The following is a 15,866-nucleotide window of genomic DNA, read 5'->3' on the forward strand; positions in this document are numbered from 1 at the left end:
TAACGCCAAAAAGTAAGCGATGACAAACACGTAAAGTGTAAGCAGTCACGGCATCACATTCTGTTAAACGTAAGTTTAGCCGATATACACAAACTCAACCTGACTTTATCGTTATCGATAGTGCAGTGAACAAGACGCCATAACGTTACCGCTATGGCGTCTGTTTGTGCTTTGTAGTTATTACAGTTTCGCGCTTACCCAGCTTTCAACGCTGGCCAATGCCGCAGGAAGTGCCGCCGCATCCGTACCACCGGCTTGCGCCATGTCCGGACGACCGCCACCTTTGCCACCCACCTGCTGGGCAACCATGCCAATCAGTTCCCCTGCTTTAACGCGGTCGGTCACATCCTTAGAGACGCCCGCAATCAGAGAAACCTTACCTTCTGCTACCGTCGCCAGTACGATAACCGTCGAACCAAGCTGGTTCTTGAGATCGTCGACCATGGTACGCAGCATCTTAGGCTCTACACCTGCCAGATCGCTGACAAGCAGTTTGACGCCCTTAATGTCTACAGCTTTGCTGGAGAGGTTTGCACTCTCCTGCGCCGCAGCCTGCTCTTTCAGCTGCTGCAGCTCTTTTTCCAACTGGCGAGTACGATCCAGCGCAACACGCACTTTCTCGCCCAGATTCTGGGTATCGCCTTTCAACAGCTGCGCGATATCGTGCAGCTGGTCACTCTGCGCATGCAGGCTGGCAATCGCGCCTTCACCGGTCACCGCTTCAATACGACGCACACCTGCCGCCGTACCGGATTCAGAAATGATGCGGAACAGACCGATATCACCGGTACGCGATGCGTGTGTACCACCGCACAGCTCGGTAGAGAAGTCGCCCATGCTCAATACGCGAACACGGTCGTCATATTTCTCACCAAACAGGGCCATCGCACCTTTTTTCTTCGCCGCGTCGAGATCCATAATGTGGGTTTCGATTGGCAGGTTACGACGGATTTGCGCGTTCACCAGATCTTCCACCGCACGGATTTCAGACGGTTTCATCGCTTCAAAATGCGAGAAGTCGAAACGCAGCACTTTGTCGTTAACCAGAGAACCTTTCTGTGCAACATGCGTTCCCAGAACCTCACGCAGTGCAGCGTGCATCAGGTGCGTTGCCGAGTGGTTCAGACGGATGCGTGCGCGGCGCGCTTCGTCAACATTAGCCTGAACGCCCTCGCCCACTTTCAGGGAGCCTGAAACCAGTTTACCCAGATGACCAATCGCCTGGCCGTATTTCTGAGTGTCGTTCACACTGAAGCTGAAACCGTTGCCTTTCAGTTCGCCTTTATCGCCAACCTGACCACCGGATTCCGCATAGAACGGGGTTTTATCCAGAATGACAACTGCATCCTGACCTGCGCTGATGCTGTCTACGGCTTTGCCGTCAACAAACAGGGCGGTCACTTTGCCAGTCAGTTCCAGCGCTTCATAACCTTTAAATTCAGACGCGCTATCCACGCGGATCATCGCGTTGTAGTCTGCGCCAAAACCGCTGGACTCACGCGCACGACGACGCTGCTCTTCCATCGCCGCTTCGAAGCCCGCTTCGTCCACTTTGATGTTGCGCTCACGGCAAACGTCCGCCGTCAGGTCAACCGGGAAGCCGTAAGTGTCGTACAGGCGGAAGGCGGTTTCGCCATCCAGCGTGTCGCCCTTAAGCTTAGCGAGTTCTTCATCCAGCAGCGCCAGACCACGCTCCAGCGTACGGGCAAACTGCTCTTCTTCAGTCTTCAGTACTTGCTCAACCTGCGCCTGCTGGCGTTTCAGCTCGTCACCTGCAGAACCCATTACGCCAATCAGTGGCCCAACGAGCTTATAGAAGAAGGTGTCCTTCGCGCCCAGCATGTTGCCGTGACGGATAGCACGACGAATGATACGACGCAGCACATAGCCACGGTTTTCATTCGACGGAATAACACCGTCAGCAATCAGGAACGCACAGGAACGGATATGGTCTGCGATTACGCGCAATGATTTGTTGTTCAGATCGGTCGCGCCAGTCACTTCTGCAACGGCTTTGATCAGGGTGCTGAACAGATCAATTTCGTAGTTGGAGTTAACGTGCTGCAGAACAGCCGCGATACGCTCCAGGCCCATACCGGTATCAACGGACGGCTTCGGCAGCGGCTCCATAGTGCCGTCGGCCTGACGGTTGAACTGCATGAAGACGATGTTCCAGATCTCAATGTAGCGATCGCCGTCTTCTTCCGGGCTGCCTGGAGGGCCACCCCAGATGTGGTCGCCGTGATCGTAGAAGATCTCGGTGCATGGACCGCAAGGGCCGGTATCACCCATCTGCCAGAAGTTGTCAGACGCGTACGGTGCGCCTTTGTTGTCACCGATGCGAATAATACGTTCGCGCGGGATACCGACTTCTTTTTCCCAGATTTCGTAGGCCTCGTCATCGGTTTCATAGACGGTAACCCACAGACGCTCTTTCGGCAGGTTGAACCAGTTTTCACCAGTCAGCAGTTCCCACGCGTATTGAATAGCATCATGTTTGAAATAGTCGCCGAAGCTGAAGTTACCCAGCATTTCGAAGAAGGTATGGTGGCGCGCGGTGTAACCGACGTTTTCCAGGTCGTTGTGTTTACCGCCCGCACGCACGCAACGCTGTGAGGTTGTGGCGCGGGAATAATTACGCTTGTCGAGACCAAGGAACACATCCTTGAACTGGTTCATCCCGGCGTTGGTAAACAGCAGAGTTGGGTCGTTGTTCGGTACCAGGGAGCTGCTGGCAACAACCTGGTGTCCCTTACTATGGAAAAAATCGAGAAACGCCTGACGGATCTCAGCGGTGCTCTTGCTCATAATTATCCTGAAATCAAGCTAACGAAATGTCGTAGCAAGCCGGTATCGGTAAACCCCTGGACAGACCTGCTACTGGAAAAAGTGGGAATAAGATAAGTTTTCTTTGGTGGGAAGTAAAATCCCGCATGCGTTCAATCGGCAAAATTACGCCAGATATCCTGAATATCTTCCATCAGAAAGCCGCGGTAGAGCAAAAAGCGCTGGATTTTGACTTTTTCTGAAAATTCACGCGGCAGCGGTTCACCGTATTTACGAATCGCCTGCTCTTTTGCCAGCGCACACCAGTCGGTGTCACAGTCGCGCATTGCTTTTTCGATGGACTCACGGGCAACGCCCTTCTGGTTCAGCTCCTGACGGATACGCGCCGGACCGTATCCCTTGCGGCCACGGCTGGCCAGGAACCGGGAAGCAAAACGGTCGTCATCCAGATAGTGATGCTCGTAGCACCAGGCAATCACCCGGTCATAATCTTCCGCGGTGGCATCAATCTCTTCCGGCCCATTTTTACTCATCACCGGGGCCGACAGTTTACGCCGCAGCTCTTGTTCACTGTGGTCACGCACGGCAAGGATCCGCACCGCGCGGTCCAGTAATCGCGCATAAGCGGGTCGACGCGTTGTGAATTCGCTCATAAAAAACCTGCTGGTTCAGAAATGCAAAAAGGGCCGCATCAGCAGCCCTTCATTTTTAAACGAAAGCCTTAAAAGTCTTCGTTAGTTTCTTCAGCATCCGCACCATCAACCACGAAATCAGGTTTAGAGTCCTGGTTGTTCAGCAGAAGCTCACGCACTTTCTTCTCGATCTCTTTCGCTGCAGCCGGGTTCTCTTTCAGCCAGGAGATCGCATTCGCTTTACCCTGACCAATTTTATCGCCGTTGTAGCTGTACCATGCGCCCGCTTTTTCGATCAGCTTCTCTTTCACGCCCAGGTCAACCAGTTCGCCGAAGAAGTTGATACCTTCACCGTAGAGGATCTGGAATTCAGCCTGTTTGAACGGCGCGGCAATCTTGTTCTTCACGACCTTCACGCGGGTTTCACTCCCCACCACGTTCTCACCTTCTTTCACCGCGCCGATACGGCGGATATCCAGACGGACAGAAGCATAGAATTTCAGCGCGTTACCACCAGTAGTGGTTTCCGGGTTACCGAACATCACGCCAATTTTCATACGGATCTGGTTGATGAAGATCAGCAGCGTATTGGACTGCTTCAGGTTACCGGCCAGCTTACGCATTGCCTGGCTCATCATACGTGCCGCGAGGCCCATGTGAGAGTCGCCGATTTCGCCTTCGATTTCCGCTTTTGGCGTCAGCGCAGCAACGGAGTCGACCACGATAACGTCAACCGCACCGGAACGCGCCAGCGCGTCACAAATCTCCAGCGCCTGTTCACCTGTATCTGGCTGAGAACACAGCAGGTTATCGATATCCACACCCAGCTTACGAGCATAAACAGGGTCCAGCGCGTGCTCGGCATCGATAAAGGCACAGGTTTTACCTTCGCGCTGCGCCGCGGCAATCACCTGCAGCGTCAGGGTGGTTTTACCGGAGGATTCTGGCCCGTAGATCTCTACGATACGGCCCATTGGCAGACCGCCCGCGCCCAGCGCGATATCCAGAGAAAGCGAACCGGTGGAGATCGTTTCCACATCCATGGTACGGTCTTCACCCAGGCGCATGATGGAGCCTTTACCGAATTGCTTTTCGATCTGGCCCAGTGCTGCCGCCAACGCTTTCTGTTTGTTTTCGTCGATAGCCATTATTACTCCTGTCATGCCGGGAGAAGCGACTGTGCTTCACCGTGGATTTCTGTTCTGTTGGTGCAATTATACTGTATGGTCATACAGTATCAAGTATTTTGTAGAAATTGTTGCCAGAGCGTTTTTAACGCATAAACGGTGGCCTGACGACGCACGCTTTCACGATCGCCGCTAAAGCACTCGCGACGCGTGATCCCTTCACCTTTAGAGGTGGCAAAACCAAACCAGACGGTGCCGACAGGCTTCACGTCACTGCCGCCGTCCGGGCCGGCGATACCGCTAATAGAGATGGCATAATCTGCACGCGCCGCTTTCAGCGCACCAATCGCCATCTCAATCACCACCGGTTCGCTGACCGCGCCATGCTGTTCAAGCGTGGATTCATGCACGCCAATCATTTGCGCTTTAGCTTCGTTACTGTAGGTCACAAAGCCGCGTTCAAACCAGGCGGAACTGCCTGCAATATCGGTAATGGCTTTAGCAACCCAGCCGCCGGTACAGGATTCGGCAGTCGTAATAGTCGCGCCACGTTGCTTAAGCGCCAGTCCTACGACTTCGCTAAGCTGCATCAATTCATGGTCAGTCATTCTCGCTCCGGGCATCAGAAAAACGTGCAGCACAAGATAGCACTTTCTCGTCAGATATGGAGATGAGGATCATGTTTTACGAGGGGGGTTCAGAAAAAAGCCGATGCGAAGGCACCGGCTAAGAAAAGGTTACTTCATGCTCCTGGCGAGGGTATTTACGTTATGGCGAAACGCCTTAACGTAGGTATCCGCCACGCCGCCTTTGGCCGACAGCGCCTCCGGGTAAAGTTCGCCCCCCGGCTGCGCACCGGTGGCCGTGGCAATTTGTTTAACCAGGCGCGGGTCGAGCTGGTTTTCCATAAACCAGGTTTTCACCCCGTCCGCTTTAATCTGATTGATAATCTCAGCCACCTGCGCTGCGCTGGCTTCGCTCTCTGACGACAAGCCCTGCGGCGCAATAAAGGTTACGCCATAGGCGCGGCTGAAGTAGCCGAAGGCGTCATGGCTGGTGAGGACTTTACGTTTTACCTGCGGGATCTGGCTGAACTGCGTTTTGGCCCAGCTGTCCAGTTGCATAAGCTGCGCGATATAGGGTTGACCGGTGGCCTCCAGCGCCGCCTTATCTTCAGGATCGGCTTTTACCAGACCGGCAAGGATATTTTGCGCATACAGTGCCCCGTTCGCCGCGCTGTTCCAGGCATGCGGATCGGTCACAGTTTTTCCATCCTCTTCAAGCGTGTGGGTTTTCACCCCGGTCGAAGCCACCACCAGCTGGCCCTTAAATCCGGAGGCCTTCACCAGACGGTCGAGCCAGCCCTCCAGCCCCAGACCGTTCACCACCACTACATCGGCCTTGCTGAGCGCCGCACTGTCTTTCGGCGACGGTTCAAAGGTATGCGGATCGCCGTCCGGCCCCACCAGCGTGGTCACATTGACCCGGTCTCCCCCTACCTCACGCGTGATGTCTCCCAGAATGGAAAAACTGGTGACCACATTAAGCGTTTTCGCCATTACGCCCTGTGACAACATCCCGAGCGCGAGCGCCATTATTAACCCTGTACGTTTCATCATTTCCCCTTGCGTTAAAAAAGCGCACGCAGGCTGCCAGCCAGGTGGCTTCGTGTGCCAAATAAAACAGAAATAAAGAACAGCGCGCTGGCGGTCAGCACGATGGACGGCCCGGCGGGTAAACTCACCGCCCAGGAGAGGCTTAACCCCAGCCATGCGCAAAAAACGCCGCTGATGCCCGCCAGGCAGAGCAACCCTGGCAGGGTGCGCACCCAGCAGCGTGCCGCCACCGCCGGCAACATCATCAGCCCGACGGCCATCAGCGTGCCGAGAACCTGAAATCCGGCCACCAGGTTAAGCACCAGCAGCGCCAGAAACAGCCCGTGCAACAGGCCTGGCAGCCAGCGGGCGTTAACCTGTAGCCAGGCGGTATCGAACGCCTCGGTCACCAGTCCACGATAGAAAACCGCCAGCGTCACCAGCGTGAAGATGCATACGCCAGCCACAAACAGCGCGGCATCGTTATCCACCGCCAGAATGGAGCCAAACAGCAGGTGCAGCAGATCGACGTTCGAACCACGCAGCGACACCAGCGTCACGCCCAGCGCCAGCGAGCCGAGATAGAACCCGGCAAAACTGGCATCCTCTTTGAGCGGCGTACGTCGACTGACCAGCCCGGCCACCAGCGCCACGGCGATCCCGGCGATAAACCCGCCGATGCTCATCGCCAGCAGTGACATACCGCTCAGCAGATAGCCCACCGCAACGCCGGGTAAAATGGCGTGTGAAAGGGCATCGCCCATCAGGCTCATCCGGCGCAGCTGAAGAAATACGCCCAGTGTCGTGGTGCTGACGGACAGCGCCAGGCACACCACCAGCGCGCGACGCATAAAGCCGTATTCGATAAACGGCTGAAAGAAGAGATGCCAGATCATGCCACCCTCACCCGCTCGGTTTTCCAGTGCGGAATAGCCGTATCCAGCCGTAGCGTTTGCGGAAAATGACGCGATACGCGCTCGCTGTCATGCAATACCGCAAGCAGGGTCTGGCCCTGCATGTACATCTCGAGCATCAGGTCCATCAGCACGTTACAGGTAGCTTCATCGACGCCGGTAAAAGGTTCATCCAGCATCACCAGCGGCGCCTGTTGCACCAGGATCCGCGCAAACAGCATGCGCTGAAACTGGCCGCCGGAGAGTGCATCGATGGTAGATAACGCCATGGCGTCCAGCCCGACACGCTCCAGCGCGCTGGCAATGCGCGAGCGTGTTTCCCGACGAAAGCCGGAAAAGAGCGACACACGCGGCCAGCAGCCCATACTCACCACATCCTGCACCGTCAGCGGAAACTGCGCCTCCAGCGCGTGACGCTGTGCCAGCCAGCCAATCACCGGGCGTTTCTCCTGCCAGCGAAAACGGCCGCTCACCGGCGGAATAAACCCGGCGAGCGTTTTGAGCAGCGTGGATTTTCCACATCCGTTGGCCCCGATAATGGCGGTCATGCTTCCGCGTTCAATCACGCCCGACAAGGCGCGCGTAACGGGCATGTGGTCGTAACCCGCAATCAGTTCATTCATGACAATCATGGCAATGCCACCGCCCAGCGCACGGCCAGCCCGATAAACACGATAATCACCAGCGCCAGCAGAAACCTAACTGCCGCAGACAAAGAGAAAAGGGACGTTGACATGTTGATACCACATTAAATGTTATAACGTAACAATAATGAAAGGCGATTGAGATGTAAATGGCGCGTTTGCAAAGGGAGTGTGGCGAAATGTTTCTGCAAAATTCCCCTCTCCCGTGGGAGAGGGAGGAATAAAGCGACTTACTGACTAAACGGCGATGCCGCAGGGACACGCGCCTGCGATACCGCCAGGCCCAGCTGCCACACGGCCATCGCATAGTGCGTGCTGTGGTTATAGCGGGTAATGGTGTAGAAGTTTGGCATACCGTACCAGTACTGATACCCGGTTCCTACATCCAGACGCAACAGGCTCACCTGATCGACATTACCCAGCGGCTGCGTTGGCGTTAAACCTGCCGCCGTCAGCTGCGCAACGCTGTATTTGGTTTTGAAGCCGTTTTCCAGACCAAACGCTTCGCCGTTAGCCTGCACGGCAACCTGCCCACCCGGCGTCCAGCCGTGTGCCTTGAAGTAGTTCGCCACGCTGCCGATGGCGTCCACCGGATCCCACAGGTTGATGTGACCATCTCCGTTAAAGTCGACGGCATACTGTTTGTAGGAAGAGGGCATAAACTGGCCGTAGCCCATCGCTCCGGCAAACGACCCTTTCAGATCGAGCGGGTCATCCTGTTCGTTACGCGCCATCAGCAGGAAGGTTTCCAGCTCGGAAGAGAAGTACTCGGCACGACGCGGATAGTTAAACGAGAGCGTGGCCAGCGCATCAAGAATGCGCGTTTTGCCCATCACGCGGCCCCAGCGCGTTTCCACACCAATAATGCCGACGATGATTTCAGGCGGCACGCCGTAGACCTGCCACGCGCGATTGAGGGCATCTTCATACTGATTCCAGAACACCACGCCATTTTGCACGTTGTCCGGGGTAATAAACTGTTTGCGATAGCGCAACCACGCACCGTTTGGCCCGGTTGGCACCTGCGCTGACGGTGCCTGCCTGTCCATCAGGCGCAGCACGTAGTCCAGACGTTTCGCCTGCGACAAGATTTCATGCAGTTGCTGTCTGTCAAAGCCGTGTTTGCTCACCATTTTATCGATGAACTGTTCGGCCGCCGGGTTATTCGCGAAGTCGCCCCCCATCTGCATCATATTGTGCTGCGGCTCCAGCAGGAATCCTCCTGAAGGCGCGCCAGCCGTCTGCACAGCGGCTTCAGTCTTGGGTTTACTACTACAGGCGGACAGCAAAATAAGCGCAGGTAACAACGCTGCATAACGACGCTTGAACATGGGACATCCATTTAACGGGTTCGATAAGAACCCAGTATGGTAAAGCATCCGCAACACCTCAAGGAAGCGGTACGCGCCTTACCACCAAATCTTTACGCTCCTCAACGCAAATCTGCGCTTTTTTCAACCAAAATGCGTCTCCCCTGCCCATTAACTTTCAAAATAATCCATTTTTCTTTCATTGTGAGATCTGATTAACACTTTAAAACCTTTCAAAGTGATTATTATTAGTCCCGGTAATACAAAACAAGAAAAGCCTCACAGGAGAGAAGAATGATAGAAACCATCACCCAAGGCGCCGAGTGGTTCATCGGGCTATTTCAGAAAGGCGGAGAAGTCTTCACCGGCATGGTGACCGGGATCCTGCCCCTGCTGATCAGCCTGCTGGTGATCATGAACGCGCTGATTAATTTTATCGGCCAGCAACGCATTGAACGCTTCGCCCAACGCTGTGCCGGGAACCCGTTATCCCGTTACCTGCTGTTGCCCTGCATTGGAACCTTCGTTTTCTGCAACCCCATGACCTTAAGCCTCGGCCGCTTTATGCCAGAAAAATACAAGCCGAGTTATTACGCCGCCGCCTCATATAGCTGTCACTCCATGAACGGCCTGTTCCCGCATATCAACCCGGGGGAATTGTTTGTTTATCTCGGCATTGCCAGCGGCCTGACCACGCTTGGCCTGCCGCTCGGCCCACTGGCGGTGAGCTATCTGCTGGTCGGCCTGGTCACCAACTTCTTCCGTGGCTGGGTGACCGATCTCACCACCACCATTTTTGAGAAAAAAATGGGCATCCAGCTTGAGCAACGCGTTCATTTGTCAGGAGCCACAGCATGAGCCGGATCCGCATTGAGAAAGGTACGGGTGGCTGGGGCGGCCCGCTGGAGTTCGACGCCACCGAAGGCAAAAAAATCGTCTATATCACCGCAGGCACACGCCCGACGATTGTCGACAAACTACGCGAGCTGACCGGCTGGGAAGCAGTCGACGGTTTCAAAGAAGGCGAACCACCGGAGGCGGAAATCGGCGTGGCGGTTATCGACTGCGGTGGCACCCTGCGCTGCGGCCTCTATCCGAAGCGTCGCATTCCGACGGTGAATATTCACTCCACCGGAAAATCAGGACCGCTGGCGCAGTACATCCTCGAAGACATTTATGTCTCAGGCGTGAAGGAGGACAACATCACGCTGGTGAATGGCACTTCCGCGCCGCAAAAAGCCGCACCGCGTGATTACGACACCAGTAAGAAGATCACCGAGCAGAGCGACGGCCTGCTGGCGAAGGTCGGCATGGGAATGGGATCCGCCGTGGCGGTACTGTTCCAGTCCGGGCGCGACACCATCGACACGGTGCTAAAAACCATTCTGCCGTTTATGGCCTTCGTCTCCGCGTTAATCGGCATCATTATGGCCTCCGGTCTGGGAGACTGGATCGCCCACGGCCTCGCCCCGCTTGCCAGCCACCCGCTCGGTCTGGTGACGCTGGCGCTGATCTGCTCCTTCCCGCTGCTGTCGCCGTTCCTCGGGCCGGGGGCGGTGATTGCTCAGGTCATCGGCGTCCTGATTGGCGTGCAGATTGGTCTGGGCAACATTCCTCCGCACCTGGCTTTGCCTGCGCTGTTTGCCATTAACGCTCAGGCAGCCTGCGACTTCATTCCCGTTGGCCTGTCTCTGGCCGAAGCGCGCCAGGACACCGTACGCGTGGGCGTGCCGTCTGTGCTGGTCAGTCGTTTCCTGACGGGCGCACCGACGGTGCTGATTGCCTGGTTCGTTTCCGGCTTTATTTATCAATAAGAGGTTCCTGCGATGACCGTGATTTATCAGACCACCATCACCCGCATCGGCCAGAGCGCGGCCGATGCGCTCAGCGACCAGATGCTGATCACTTTCCGTGAAGGTGCACCGGCAGATATCGAAGAGTTTTGTTTTATCCACTGCCACGGCGAGCTGCACGGAGCGTTAAAGGCAGGAAGCCAGCTGGAGCTGGGTGACACCCGCTATGCCGTCACTGCCGTGGGCGACGTGGCCGAGCAAAACCTGCGCGAGCTGGGCCACATCACCCTGCGGTTCGATGGCCAGGCGCAGGCAGAGTATCCCGGCACGGTTCACGTGGAGGGGCCGGTTCCGCAGGCTGTTACCCCAGGCTGCACATTAAAATTTGTTGCGTAATTAAGGAGAGCGTTATGAGTCAGGTTGCCGTTGTCATTGGTGGAGGACAAACCTTAGGAGAGTTTCTCTGCCGTGGGCTTGCCGCAGAAGGTTACCGCGTGGCGGTAGTGGATATTCAGAGTGAGAAAGCCGCCCGCGTGGCGGATACCATCAACACCGAGTTTGGTGAGGGGATGGCGTACGGGTTTGGTGCCGATGCTACCAGCGAGCAGAGCGTCATGGCGCTGGCTCGCGGGGTAGACGAGATTTTTGGCCGTACCGACCTGCTGGTCTACAGCGCAGGGATCGCGAAAGCGGCGTTTATCAGCGATTTCGAACTGGGGGACTTTGACCGCTCGCTGCAGGTGAATCTGGTGGGTTACTTCCTCTGCGCCCGCGAGTTTTCCCGTCTGATGATCCGCGACGGCATTCAGGGGCGCATCATTCAGATCAACTCCAAATCGGGCAAAGTGGGCAGTAAGCATAACTCCGGCTACAGCGCGGCGAAATTTGGCGGCGTAGGGCTGACCCAGTCTCTGGCGCTGGATTTGGCCGAATACGGGATTACCGTTCACTCGCTGATGCTGGGCAACCTGCTGAAGTCGCCAATGTTCCAGTCGCTGCTACCTCAATACGCCACCAAGCTTGGCATCAAAGAAGACGAAGTGGAGCAGTATTACATCGACAAAGTGCCGCTGAAGCGCGGGTGCGACTATCAGGACGTGCTGAACATGCTGCTGTTTTACGCCAGTCCGAAAGCCTCGTACTGCACCGGCCAGTCGATTAACGTCACCGGTGGGCAGGTGATGTTCTGATCGAGCAGGCTGATGCCCTCACCCTACCCCTCTCCCACCGGGAGAGGGAATATAACAAGGAGCCGATATGGTAACCGCACTCATCACCGTCGCCGCCCTCGCCTGGATCTGCCAGATGGTATTCGGCGGCTGGCAGATCCATCAGTTTAACCGCGCGTTTGACGCCCTGTGCCAGAAGGGCCGCGTGGGCGTCGGGCGCTCCGGGGGGCGCTTTAAACCGCGCGTCGTGGTTGCAATTGCGCTGGATGAACAGAACCGGGTATGCGACTCCCTCATCATGCGCGGAATGACGGTGTTTGCCCGCCCGGTGAAAATTCAGGCAATTAACGGCATATCGTTGCAGGAATTACAGCCTGATGTGATCTTCCCCCACGATCCACTCTGTCAGAATGCACTATCATTAGCGCTTAAATTGAAACATGGATAATTTCGTTGTGAACGCGATAAGCTTGCGAAATTATCATTTCGCAACGTAAGGAACGAAGCGCCTATGAAACCTCGTCAGCGGCAGGCGGCCATTCTTGAGCATCTGCAAAAGCAGGGAAAATGCTCAGTAGAAGAGCTGGCCCACTACTTTGACACCACCGGCACAACGATACGCAAGGACCTGGTATTGCTCGAAAACGCAGGCGCGGTCATTCGAACCTACGGTGGAGTAATGCTCAACAAAGATGAAGCCGACCCTCCTATCGATCACAAAACGCTGATCAACACCCACCAGAAAGCGCTGATTGCCGAAGCCGCCGTGAAATTTATCCATGATGGTGACTCCATTATTCTTGATGCGGGCAGCACCGTCCTGCAGATGATCCCGCTGCTCAACCGCTTTAACAACATCACGGTGATGACCAACAGTCTGCACATCGTCAACGCCCTGGCAGAGTTCGACAGCGAACAAACCATTCTGATGCCCGGCGGTACCTTCCGTAAGAAATCGGCGTCCTTTCACGGCCAGCTGGCGGAAAATGCCTTCGAGCACTTCAGCTTTGACAAACTGTTTATGGGCACCGACGGCATCGATCTGAACGCCGGTGTCACCACGTTCAACGAGGTGTTCAGCGTCAGTAAAGCCATGTGCAACGCCGCCCGGGAAGTCATTTTGATGGCGGACTCCTCGAAGTTTGGCCGTAAAAGCCCCAACATTGTCTGCAGCCTTGAAAGCGTCGATACGCTGATTACCGACGCAGGGATCGATCCGGCGTTCAAAAAAGCGCTGGAAGAGAAAGGCATCGATGTGATCGTAACGGGAGAAAAAGATGAGTGATTTTCTGTTAAACGCAGGCCGTCAGACCCTGATGCTGGAGCTACAGGAGGCCAGCCGCCTGCCGGAACGGCTGGGCGACGATTTTGTCCGCGCCGCCAACACTATCATCCAGTGTGAAGGCAAAGTGATTGTCTCCGGGATCGGCAAGTCCGGCCACATCGGCAAAAAAATTGCCGCAACGCTGGCGAGCACCGGGACACCGGCGTTCTTCGTGCACCCGGCTGAAGCCCTGCACGGCGATCTGGGGATGATTGAAAGCCGTGACGTGATGCTGTTTATCTCCTACTCCGGCTCGGCCAAAGAGCTGGACCTCATCATCCCGCGCCTGCAGGAAAAATCGATCGCCCTGCTGGCCATGACCGGTAAATCCCGCTCGCCGCTGGCGCTGGCGGCCAAAGCGGTGCTGGATATTGCCGTGGAGCGCGAAGCCTGCCCGATGCACCTCGCCCCCACCTCCAGCACCGTCAACACCCTGATGATGGGCGATGCGCTGGCAATGGCGGTGATGCAGGCGCGCGGTTTCAATGAAGAAGATTTCGCCCGTTCACACCCTGCCGGGGCGCTCGGCGCACGGCTGCTGAATAATGTTCATCACCTGATGCGCTCTGGCGATGCCATCCCGCAGGTCAAACTCGACACCAGCGTGATGGACGCGATGCTGGAGCTGAGCCGCACCGGGCTGGGGCTGGTCGCCGTCTGCGACGATACGCGCCAGGTGAAAGGCGTCTTTACCGACGGCGACCTGCGCCGCTGGCTGGTGGGCGGCGGCAAGCTGGAGGCACGCGTCTCAGAAGCGATGACCTCTGGCGGGTTAACGCTGAATGCCAACAGCCGCGCCATTGAAGCCAAAGAGGTGCTGATGAAACGTAAAATCACCGCCGCGCCGGTGGTGGATGACGCTGGCCGTCTGTGCGGCGCCATCAACCTGCAGGATTTCTACCAGGCAGGCATTATTTAACCCTTCAGTCCCAGACGCTTCGCCAGCCGGTGCAGGTTGGCGACGTCCATTTCCAGCGCCCGCGCGCACGCCGCCCAACTCCGGTTGTTCTGTTCCAGCGCGCGGGTAATCATCTGACGCTGAAATTCTTCCGTCGCTTCACGCAGATTCTCGTTCACGCTTTCAGGCGCAGCGGGCTTCACGGACGGTATATTTTCATCATGCAGGGCAAAATGGCGCGCATGAATCACGATGTCATCCCCCGAGCGCGTCGCCCGCGCCAGCACCACCGCGCGATGGATGGCGTGCTCCAGCTCGCGTACATTACCCGGCCAGCCGTAGGTCAGCAGATGGCTTCGCGCCCCCGGGCTTAATACCACGCGCGACAAGCCCATTTTGAGCCGACACTGTTCGCAGAAAAAACCCGCCAGCAGCACCACATCGTCCCCACGCTCGCGCAGCGGCGGCACGGTAAGCGGAAAAACACTCAGACGATGGAACAGATCGGCGCGGAAATTGCCGTTCAGCACCGCTTCGCGCAGGTCGCGGTTGGTTGCCGCCAGCACGCGCACGTTGACCCGTAAGCTGCGGTCGTCTCCCACGCGCTGAATATCACCGTACTGTAATACGCGCAGCAGCTTGGCCTGCAGCGACAGCGAAAGCTCGCCTATTTCATCGAGGAATAGCGTGCCGTTATCGGCCATTTCAAACTTGCCGCTGCGGTTGCTGATGGCCCCGGTAAATGCCCCTTTGACGTGACCAAACAGCTCGCTTTCCGCCACGCTTTCCGGCAGTGCGGCGCAGTTAAGGTAGACCAGCGGGTTGGCCGCACGCGGTGAAGCTTCGTGAATGGATTTCGCCACCAGCTCTTTACCGGTGCCGGTCTCACCGAAGATCAGCACGTTCAAATCGGATGCCGCGACGATCTCAATCTCTTTTTTGAGCTGCACCATGCCTGGCGAGAGGCCAATCATCTCCGTATGCGCGACCTGTTCAAACGCCGCCGGGCTGCCGGGAAGAATATTCTGGCTTTCCAGCTGTTCAATCAGCAGAGCATTGTTCAGCGCCCCGGCCGCCAGGGCCGCAATCAGGCGCAACTCTTCGTCGCTGAAGGTATCGAACTGGTCCGGCGACATGCCGTCGAGGGTCAGCGCCCCAATCAGGTTTTGTCCGGCAAACAGCGGCAGGCCGATACAGGCGTGCACCTTCAGGCTCTCCTGTCCGGGTATAAGGCCGTCGTACGGGTCGGGCAGATCGCTGTCTGCCGGAAAACGCACCACGTCACCCGCCCGGGCGATGGTCTCCAGCCGCGGGTGGCCTTCCAGCGTAAAGCGTCGCCCGAGCACGTCCTGCGCCAGCCCGTCGATGGCCAGCGGAATAAACTGCCGTCCCTCGTAGCGCAGCAGCGCCGAAGCATCGCAGTCCAGCACGTGGCGCAGCGTGGAGATCAGCCGCTGAAAACGATCCTGATGCCCGATGCCGGTTTGCAGTTCAATGGCGATTTTCGCCAGCACGTCTACGGAAAAGCTCATGTCTGCCTCGCTGTCATTTTGACAATACATAGTGTCATATTGACATCTTTAACGATAGTCATAATGACTACCCATTCGGGGGGGGATAAAAAATTAATTCATAAAAATCAATAAAATAAAAGTTGGCACGCAAGTTGATAT

General features: G+C 56.5%; 16 protein-coding genes. 7 read left to right on the forward strand and 9 right to left on the reverse strand.

Features of this window, described 5'->3' with window-relative positions; translation table 11 throughout:
* Positions 1-180: 180 nt before the first annotated feature.
* From alaS to mltB, 8 genes are all read right to left on the reverse strand, one after another.
* The gene (gene alaS / locus ACOTZF_RS08590) at positions 181-2,808 is read right to left on the reverse strand and encodes an alanine--tRNA ligase (protein ID WP_095428019.1); all 2,628 of its coding nucleotides are present in this window, start codon (positions 2,806-2,808) and stop codon (positions 181-183) included.
* 131 nt (positions 2,809-2,939) lie between these two features.
* On the reverse strand, positions 2,940-3,440 hold the full coding sequence (recX, locus tag ACOTZF_RS08595) for a recombination regulator RecX (protein WP_020689258.1): 501 nt from the start codon (positions 3,438-3,440) through the stop codon (positions 2,940-2,942).
* A gap of 68 nt (positions 3,441-3,508) precedes the next feature.
* Entirely contained in the window at positions 3,509-4,567 is a 1,059-nt protein-coding gene (recA, locus tag ACOTZF_RS08600) for a recombinase RecA (protein ID WP_013098438.1), read from the reverse strand.
* Positions 4,568-4,656: 89 nt separating this feature from the next.
* Positions 4,657-5,154, reverse strand: coding sequence for a nicotinamide-nucleotide amidase (pncC, locus tag ACOTZF_RS08605; protein WP_013098439.1), 498 nt, complete (start codon positions 5,152-5,154; stop codon positions 4,657-4,659).
* 129 nt (positions 5,155-5,283) lie between these two features.
* Positions 5,284-6,162 (reverse strand): metal ABC transporter substrate-binding protein, encoded by an 879-nt coding sequence (locus tag ACOTZF_RS08610; protein ID WP_029883886.1) that lies wholly within the window; start codon positions 6,160-6,162, stop codon positions 5,284-5,286.
* 14 nt (positions 6,163-6,176) lie between these two features.
* Entirely contained in the window at positions 6,177-7,037 is an 861-nt protein-coding gene (locus tag ACOTZF_RS08615) for a metal ABC transporter permease (RefSeq protein WP_062935042.1), read from the reverse strand.
* The gene (locus tag ACOTZF_RS08620) at positions 7,034-7,687 is read right to left on the reverse strand and encodes a metal ABC transporter ATP-binding protein (protein ID WP_100168035.1); all 654 of its coding nucleotides are present in this window, start codon (positions 7,685-7,687) and stop codon (positions 7,034-7,036) included. The genes ACOTZF_RS08615 and ACOTZF_RS08620 overlap by 4 nt, the downstream gene beginning before the upstream one ends.
* 242 nt (positions 7,688-7,929) lie before the next feature.
* Complete coding sequence (gene mltB / locus ACOTZF_RS08625) at positions 7,930-9,030, reverse strand: lytic murein transglycosylase B (protein WP_023620633.1); 1,101 nt, start codon at positions 9,028-9,030, stop codon at positions 7,930-7,932.
* Positions 9,031-9,303: 273 nt separating this feature from the next.
* On the opposite strand from mltB, the gene srlA reads away from it, so the two are divergent.
* From srlA to gutQ, 7 genes are all read left to right on the forward strand, one after another.
* On the forward strand, positions 9,304-9,867 hold the full coding sequence (gene srlA, locus ACOTZF_RS08630) for a PTS glucitol/sorbitol transporter subunit IIC (protein WP_095428016.1): 564 nt from the start codon (positions 9,304-9,306) through the stop codon (positions 9,865-9,867).
* Positions 9,864-10,823 carry a PTS glucitol/sorbitol transporter subunit IIB gene (gene srlE / locus ACOTZF_RS08635; protein ID WP_129253246.1) on the forward strand — a complete coding sequence of 320 codons (960 nt, stop codon included), beginning with the start codon at positions 9,864-9,866 and terminating at the stop codon, positions 10,821-10,823. The genes srlA and srlE overlap by 4 nt, the downstream gene beginning before the upstream one ends.
* A gap of 12 nt (positions 10,824-10,835) precedes the next feature.
* On the forward strand, positions 10,836-11,198 hold the full coding sequence (srlB, locus tag ACOTZF_RS08640) for a PTS glucitol/sorbitol transporter subunit IIA (protein ID WP_045294924.1): 363 nt from the start codon (positions 10,836-10,838) through the stop codon (positions 11,196-11,198).
* Between the two features lie 14 nt (positions 11,199-11,212).
* Entirely contained in the window at positions 11,213-11,992 is a 780-nt protein-coding gene (gene srlD, locus ACOTZF_RS08645; RefSeq protein WP_013098447.1) for a sorbitol-6-phosphate dehydrogenase, read from the forward strand.
* Between the two features lie 67 nt (positions 11,993-12,059).
* Positions 12,060-12,419 (forward strand): transcriptional regulator GutM, encoded by a 360-nt coding sequence (gene gutM / locus ACOTZF_RS08650; protein WP_129253247.1) that lies wholly within the window; start codon positions 12,060-12,062, stop codon positions 12,417-12,419.
* A 63-nt stretch (positions 12,420-12,482) separates the two neighbouring features.
* The gene (gene srlR / locus ACOTZF_RS08655) at positions 12,483-13,256 is read left to right on the forward strand and encodes a glucitol operon DNA-binding transcriptional repressor SrlR (RefSeq protein ID WP_013098449.1); all 774 of its coding nucleotides are present in this window, start codon (positions 12,483-12,485) and stop codon (positions 13,254-13,256) included.
* A complete protein-coding gene (gene gutQ / locus ACOTZF_RS08660) occupies positions 13,249-14,214 on the forward strand; it encodes an arabinose-5-phosphate isomerase GutQ (protein ID WP_013098450.1) in 966 nt (321 codons plus the stop codon). Before srlR ends, gutQ begins: the two co-directional genes overlap by 8 nt.
* Here gutQ and norR read toward each other — a convergent pair.
* On the reverse strand, positions 14,211-15,725 hold the full coding sequence (gene norR, locus ACOTZF_RS08665) for a nitric oxide reductase transcriptional regulator NorR (protein WP_129253249.1): 1,515 nt from the start codon (positions 15,723-15,725) through the stop codon (positions 14,211-14,213). The genes gutQ and norR overlap by 4 nt on opposite strands.
* Positions 15,726-15,866: the final 141 nt, after the last annotated feature.

This window comes from Enterobacter cloacae complex sp. SHL021 (assembly GCF_049237765.1).
In the GTDB taxonomy this organism is placed as follows: domain Bacteria; phylum Pseudomonadota; class Gammaproteobacteria; order Enterobacterales; family Enterobacteriaceae; genus Enterobacter; species Enterobacter cloacae.

Excerpts from the sequence above, each read along its gene's own strand:
- recA (WP_013098438.1), bottom strand. The coding sequence starts at position 4,567 with ATGGCTATCGACGAAAACAAACAGAAAGCGTTGGCGGCAGCACTGGGC.
- gutM (WP_129253247.1), top strand. The coding sequence starts at position 12,060 with ATGGTAACCGCACTCATCACCGTCGCCGCCCTCGCCTGGATCTGCCAG.
- norR (WP_129253249.1), bottom strand. The coding sequence starts at position 15,725 with ATGAGCTTTTCCGTAGACGTGCTGGCGAAAATCGCCATTGAACTGCAA.
- ACOTZF_RS08615 (WP_062935042.1), bottom strand. The coding sequence starts at position 7,037 with ATGATCTGGCATCTCTTCTTTCAGCCGTTTATCGAATACGGCTTTATG.
- srlA (WP_095428016.1), top strand. The coding sequence starts at position 9,304 with ATGATAGAAACCATCACCCAAGGCGCCGAGTGGTTCATCGGGCTATTT.
- ACOTZF_RS08620 (WP_100168035.1), bottom strand. The coding sequence starts at position 7,687 with ATGATTGTCATGAATGAACTGATTGCGGGTTACGACCACATGCCCGTT.
- alaS (WP_095428019.1), bottom strand. The coding sequence starts at position 2,808 with ATGAGCAAGAGCACCGCTGAGATCCGTCAGGCGTTTCTCGATTTTTTC.
- recX (WP_020689258.1), bottom strand. The coding sequence starts at position 3,440 with ATGAGCGAATTCACAACGCGTCGACCCGCTTATGCGCGATTACTGGAC.
- srlB (WP_045294924.1), top strand. The coding sequence starts at position 10,836 with ATGACCGTGATTTATCAGACCACCATCACCCGCATCGGCCAGAGCGCG.
- ACOTZF_RS08610 (WP_029883886.1), bottom strand. The coding sequence starts at position 6,162 with ATGAAACGTACAGGGTTAATAATGGCGCTCGCGCTCGGGATGTTGTCA.
- mltB (WP_023620633.1), bottom strand. The coding sequence starts at position 9,030 with ATGTTCAAGCGTCGTTATGCAGCGTTGTTACCTGCGCTTATTTTGCTG.
- srlD (WP_013098447.1), top strand. The coding sequence starts at position 11,213 with ATGAGTCAGGTTGCCGTTGTCATTGGTGGAGGACAAACCTTAGGAGAG.
- srlE (WP_129253246.1), top strand. The coding sequence starts at position 9,864 with ATGAGCCGGATCCGCATTGAGAAAGGTACGGGTGGCTGGGGCGGCCCG.
- gutQ (WP_013098450.1), top strand. The coding sequence starts at position 13,249 with ATGAGTGATTTTCTGTTAAACGCAGGCCGTCAGACCCTGATGCTGGAG.
- pncC (WP_013098439.1), bottom strand. The coding sequence starts at position 5,154 with ATGACTGACCATGAATTGATGCAGCTTAGCGAAGTCGTAGGACTGGCG.
- srlR (WP_013098449.1), top strand. The coding sequence starts at position 12,483 with ATGAAACCTCGTCAGCGGCAGGCGGCCATTCTTGAGCATCTGCAAAAG.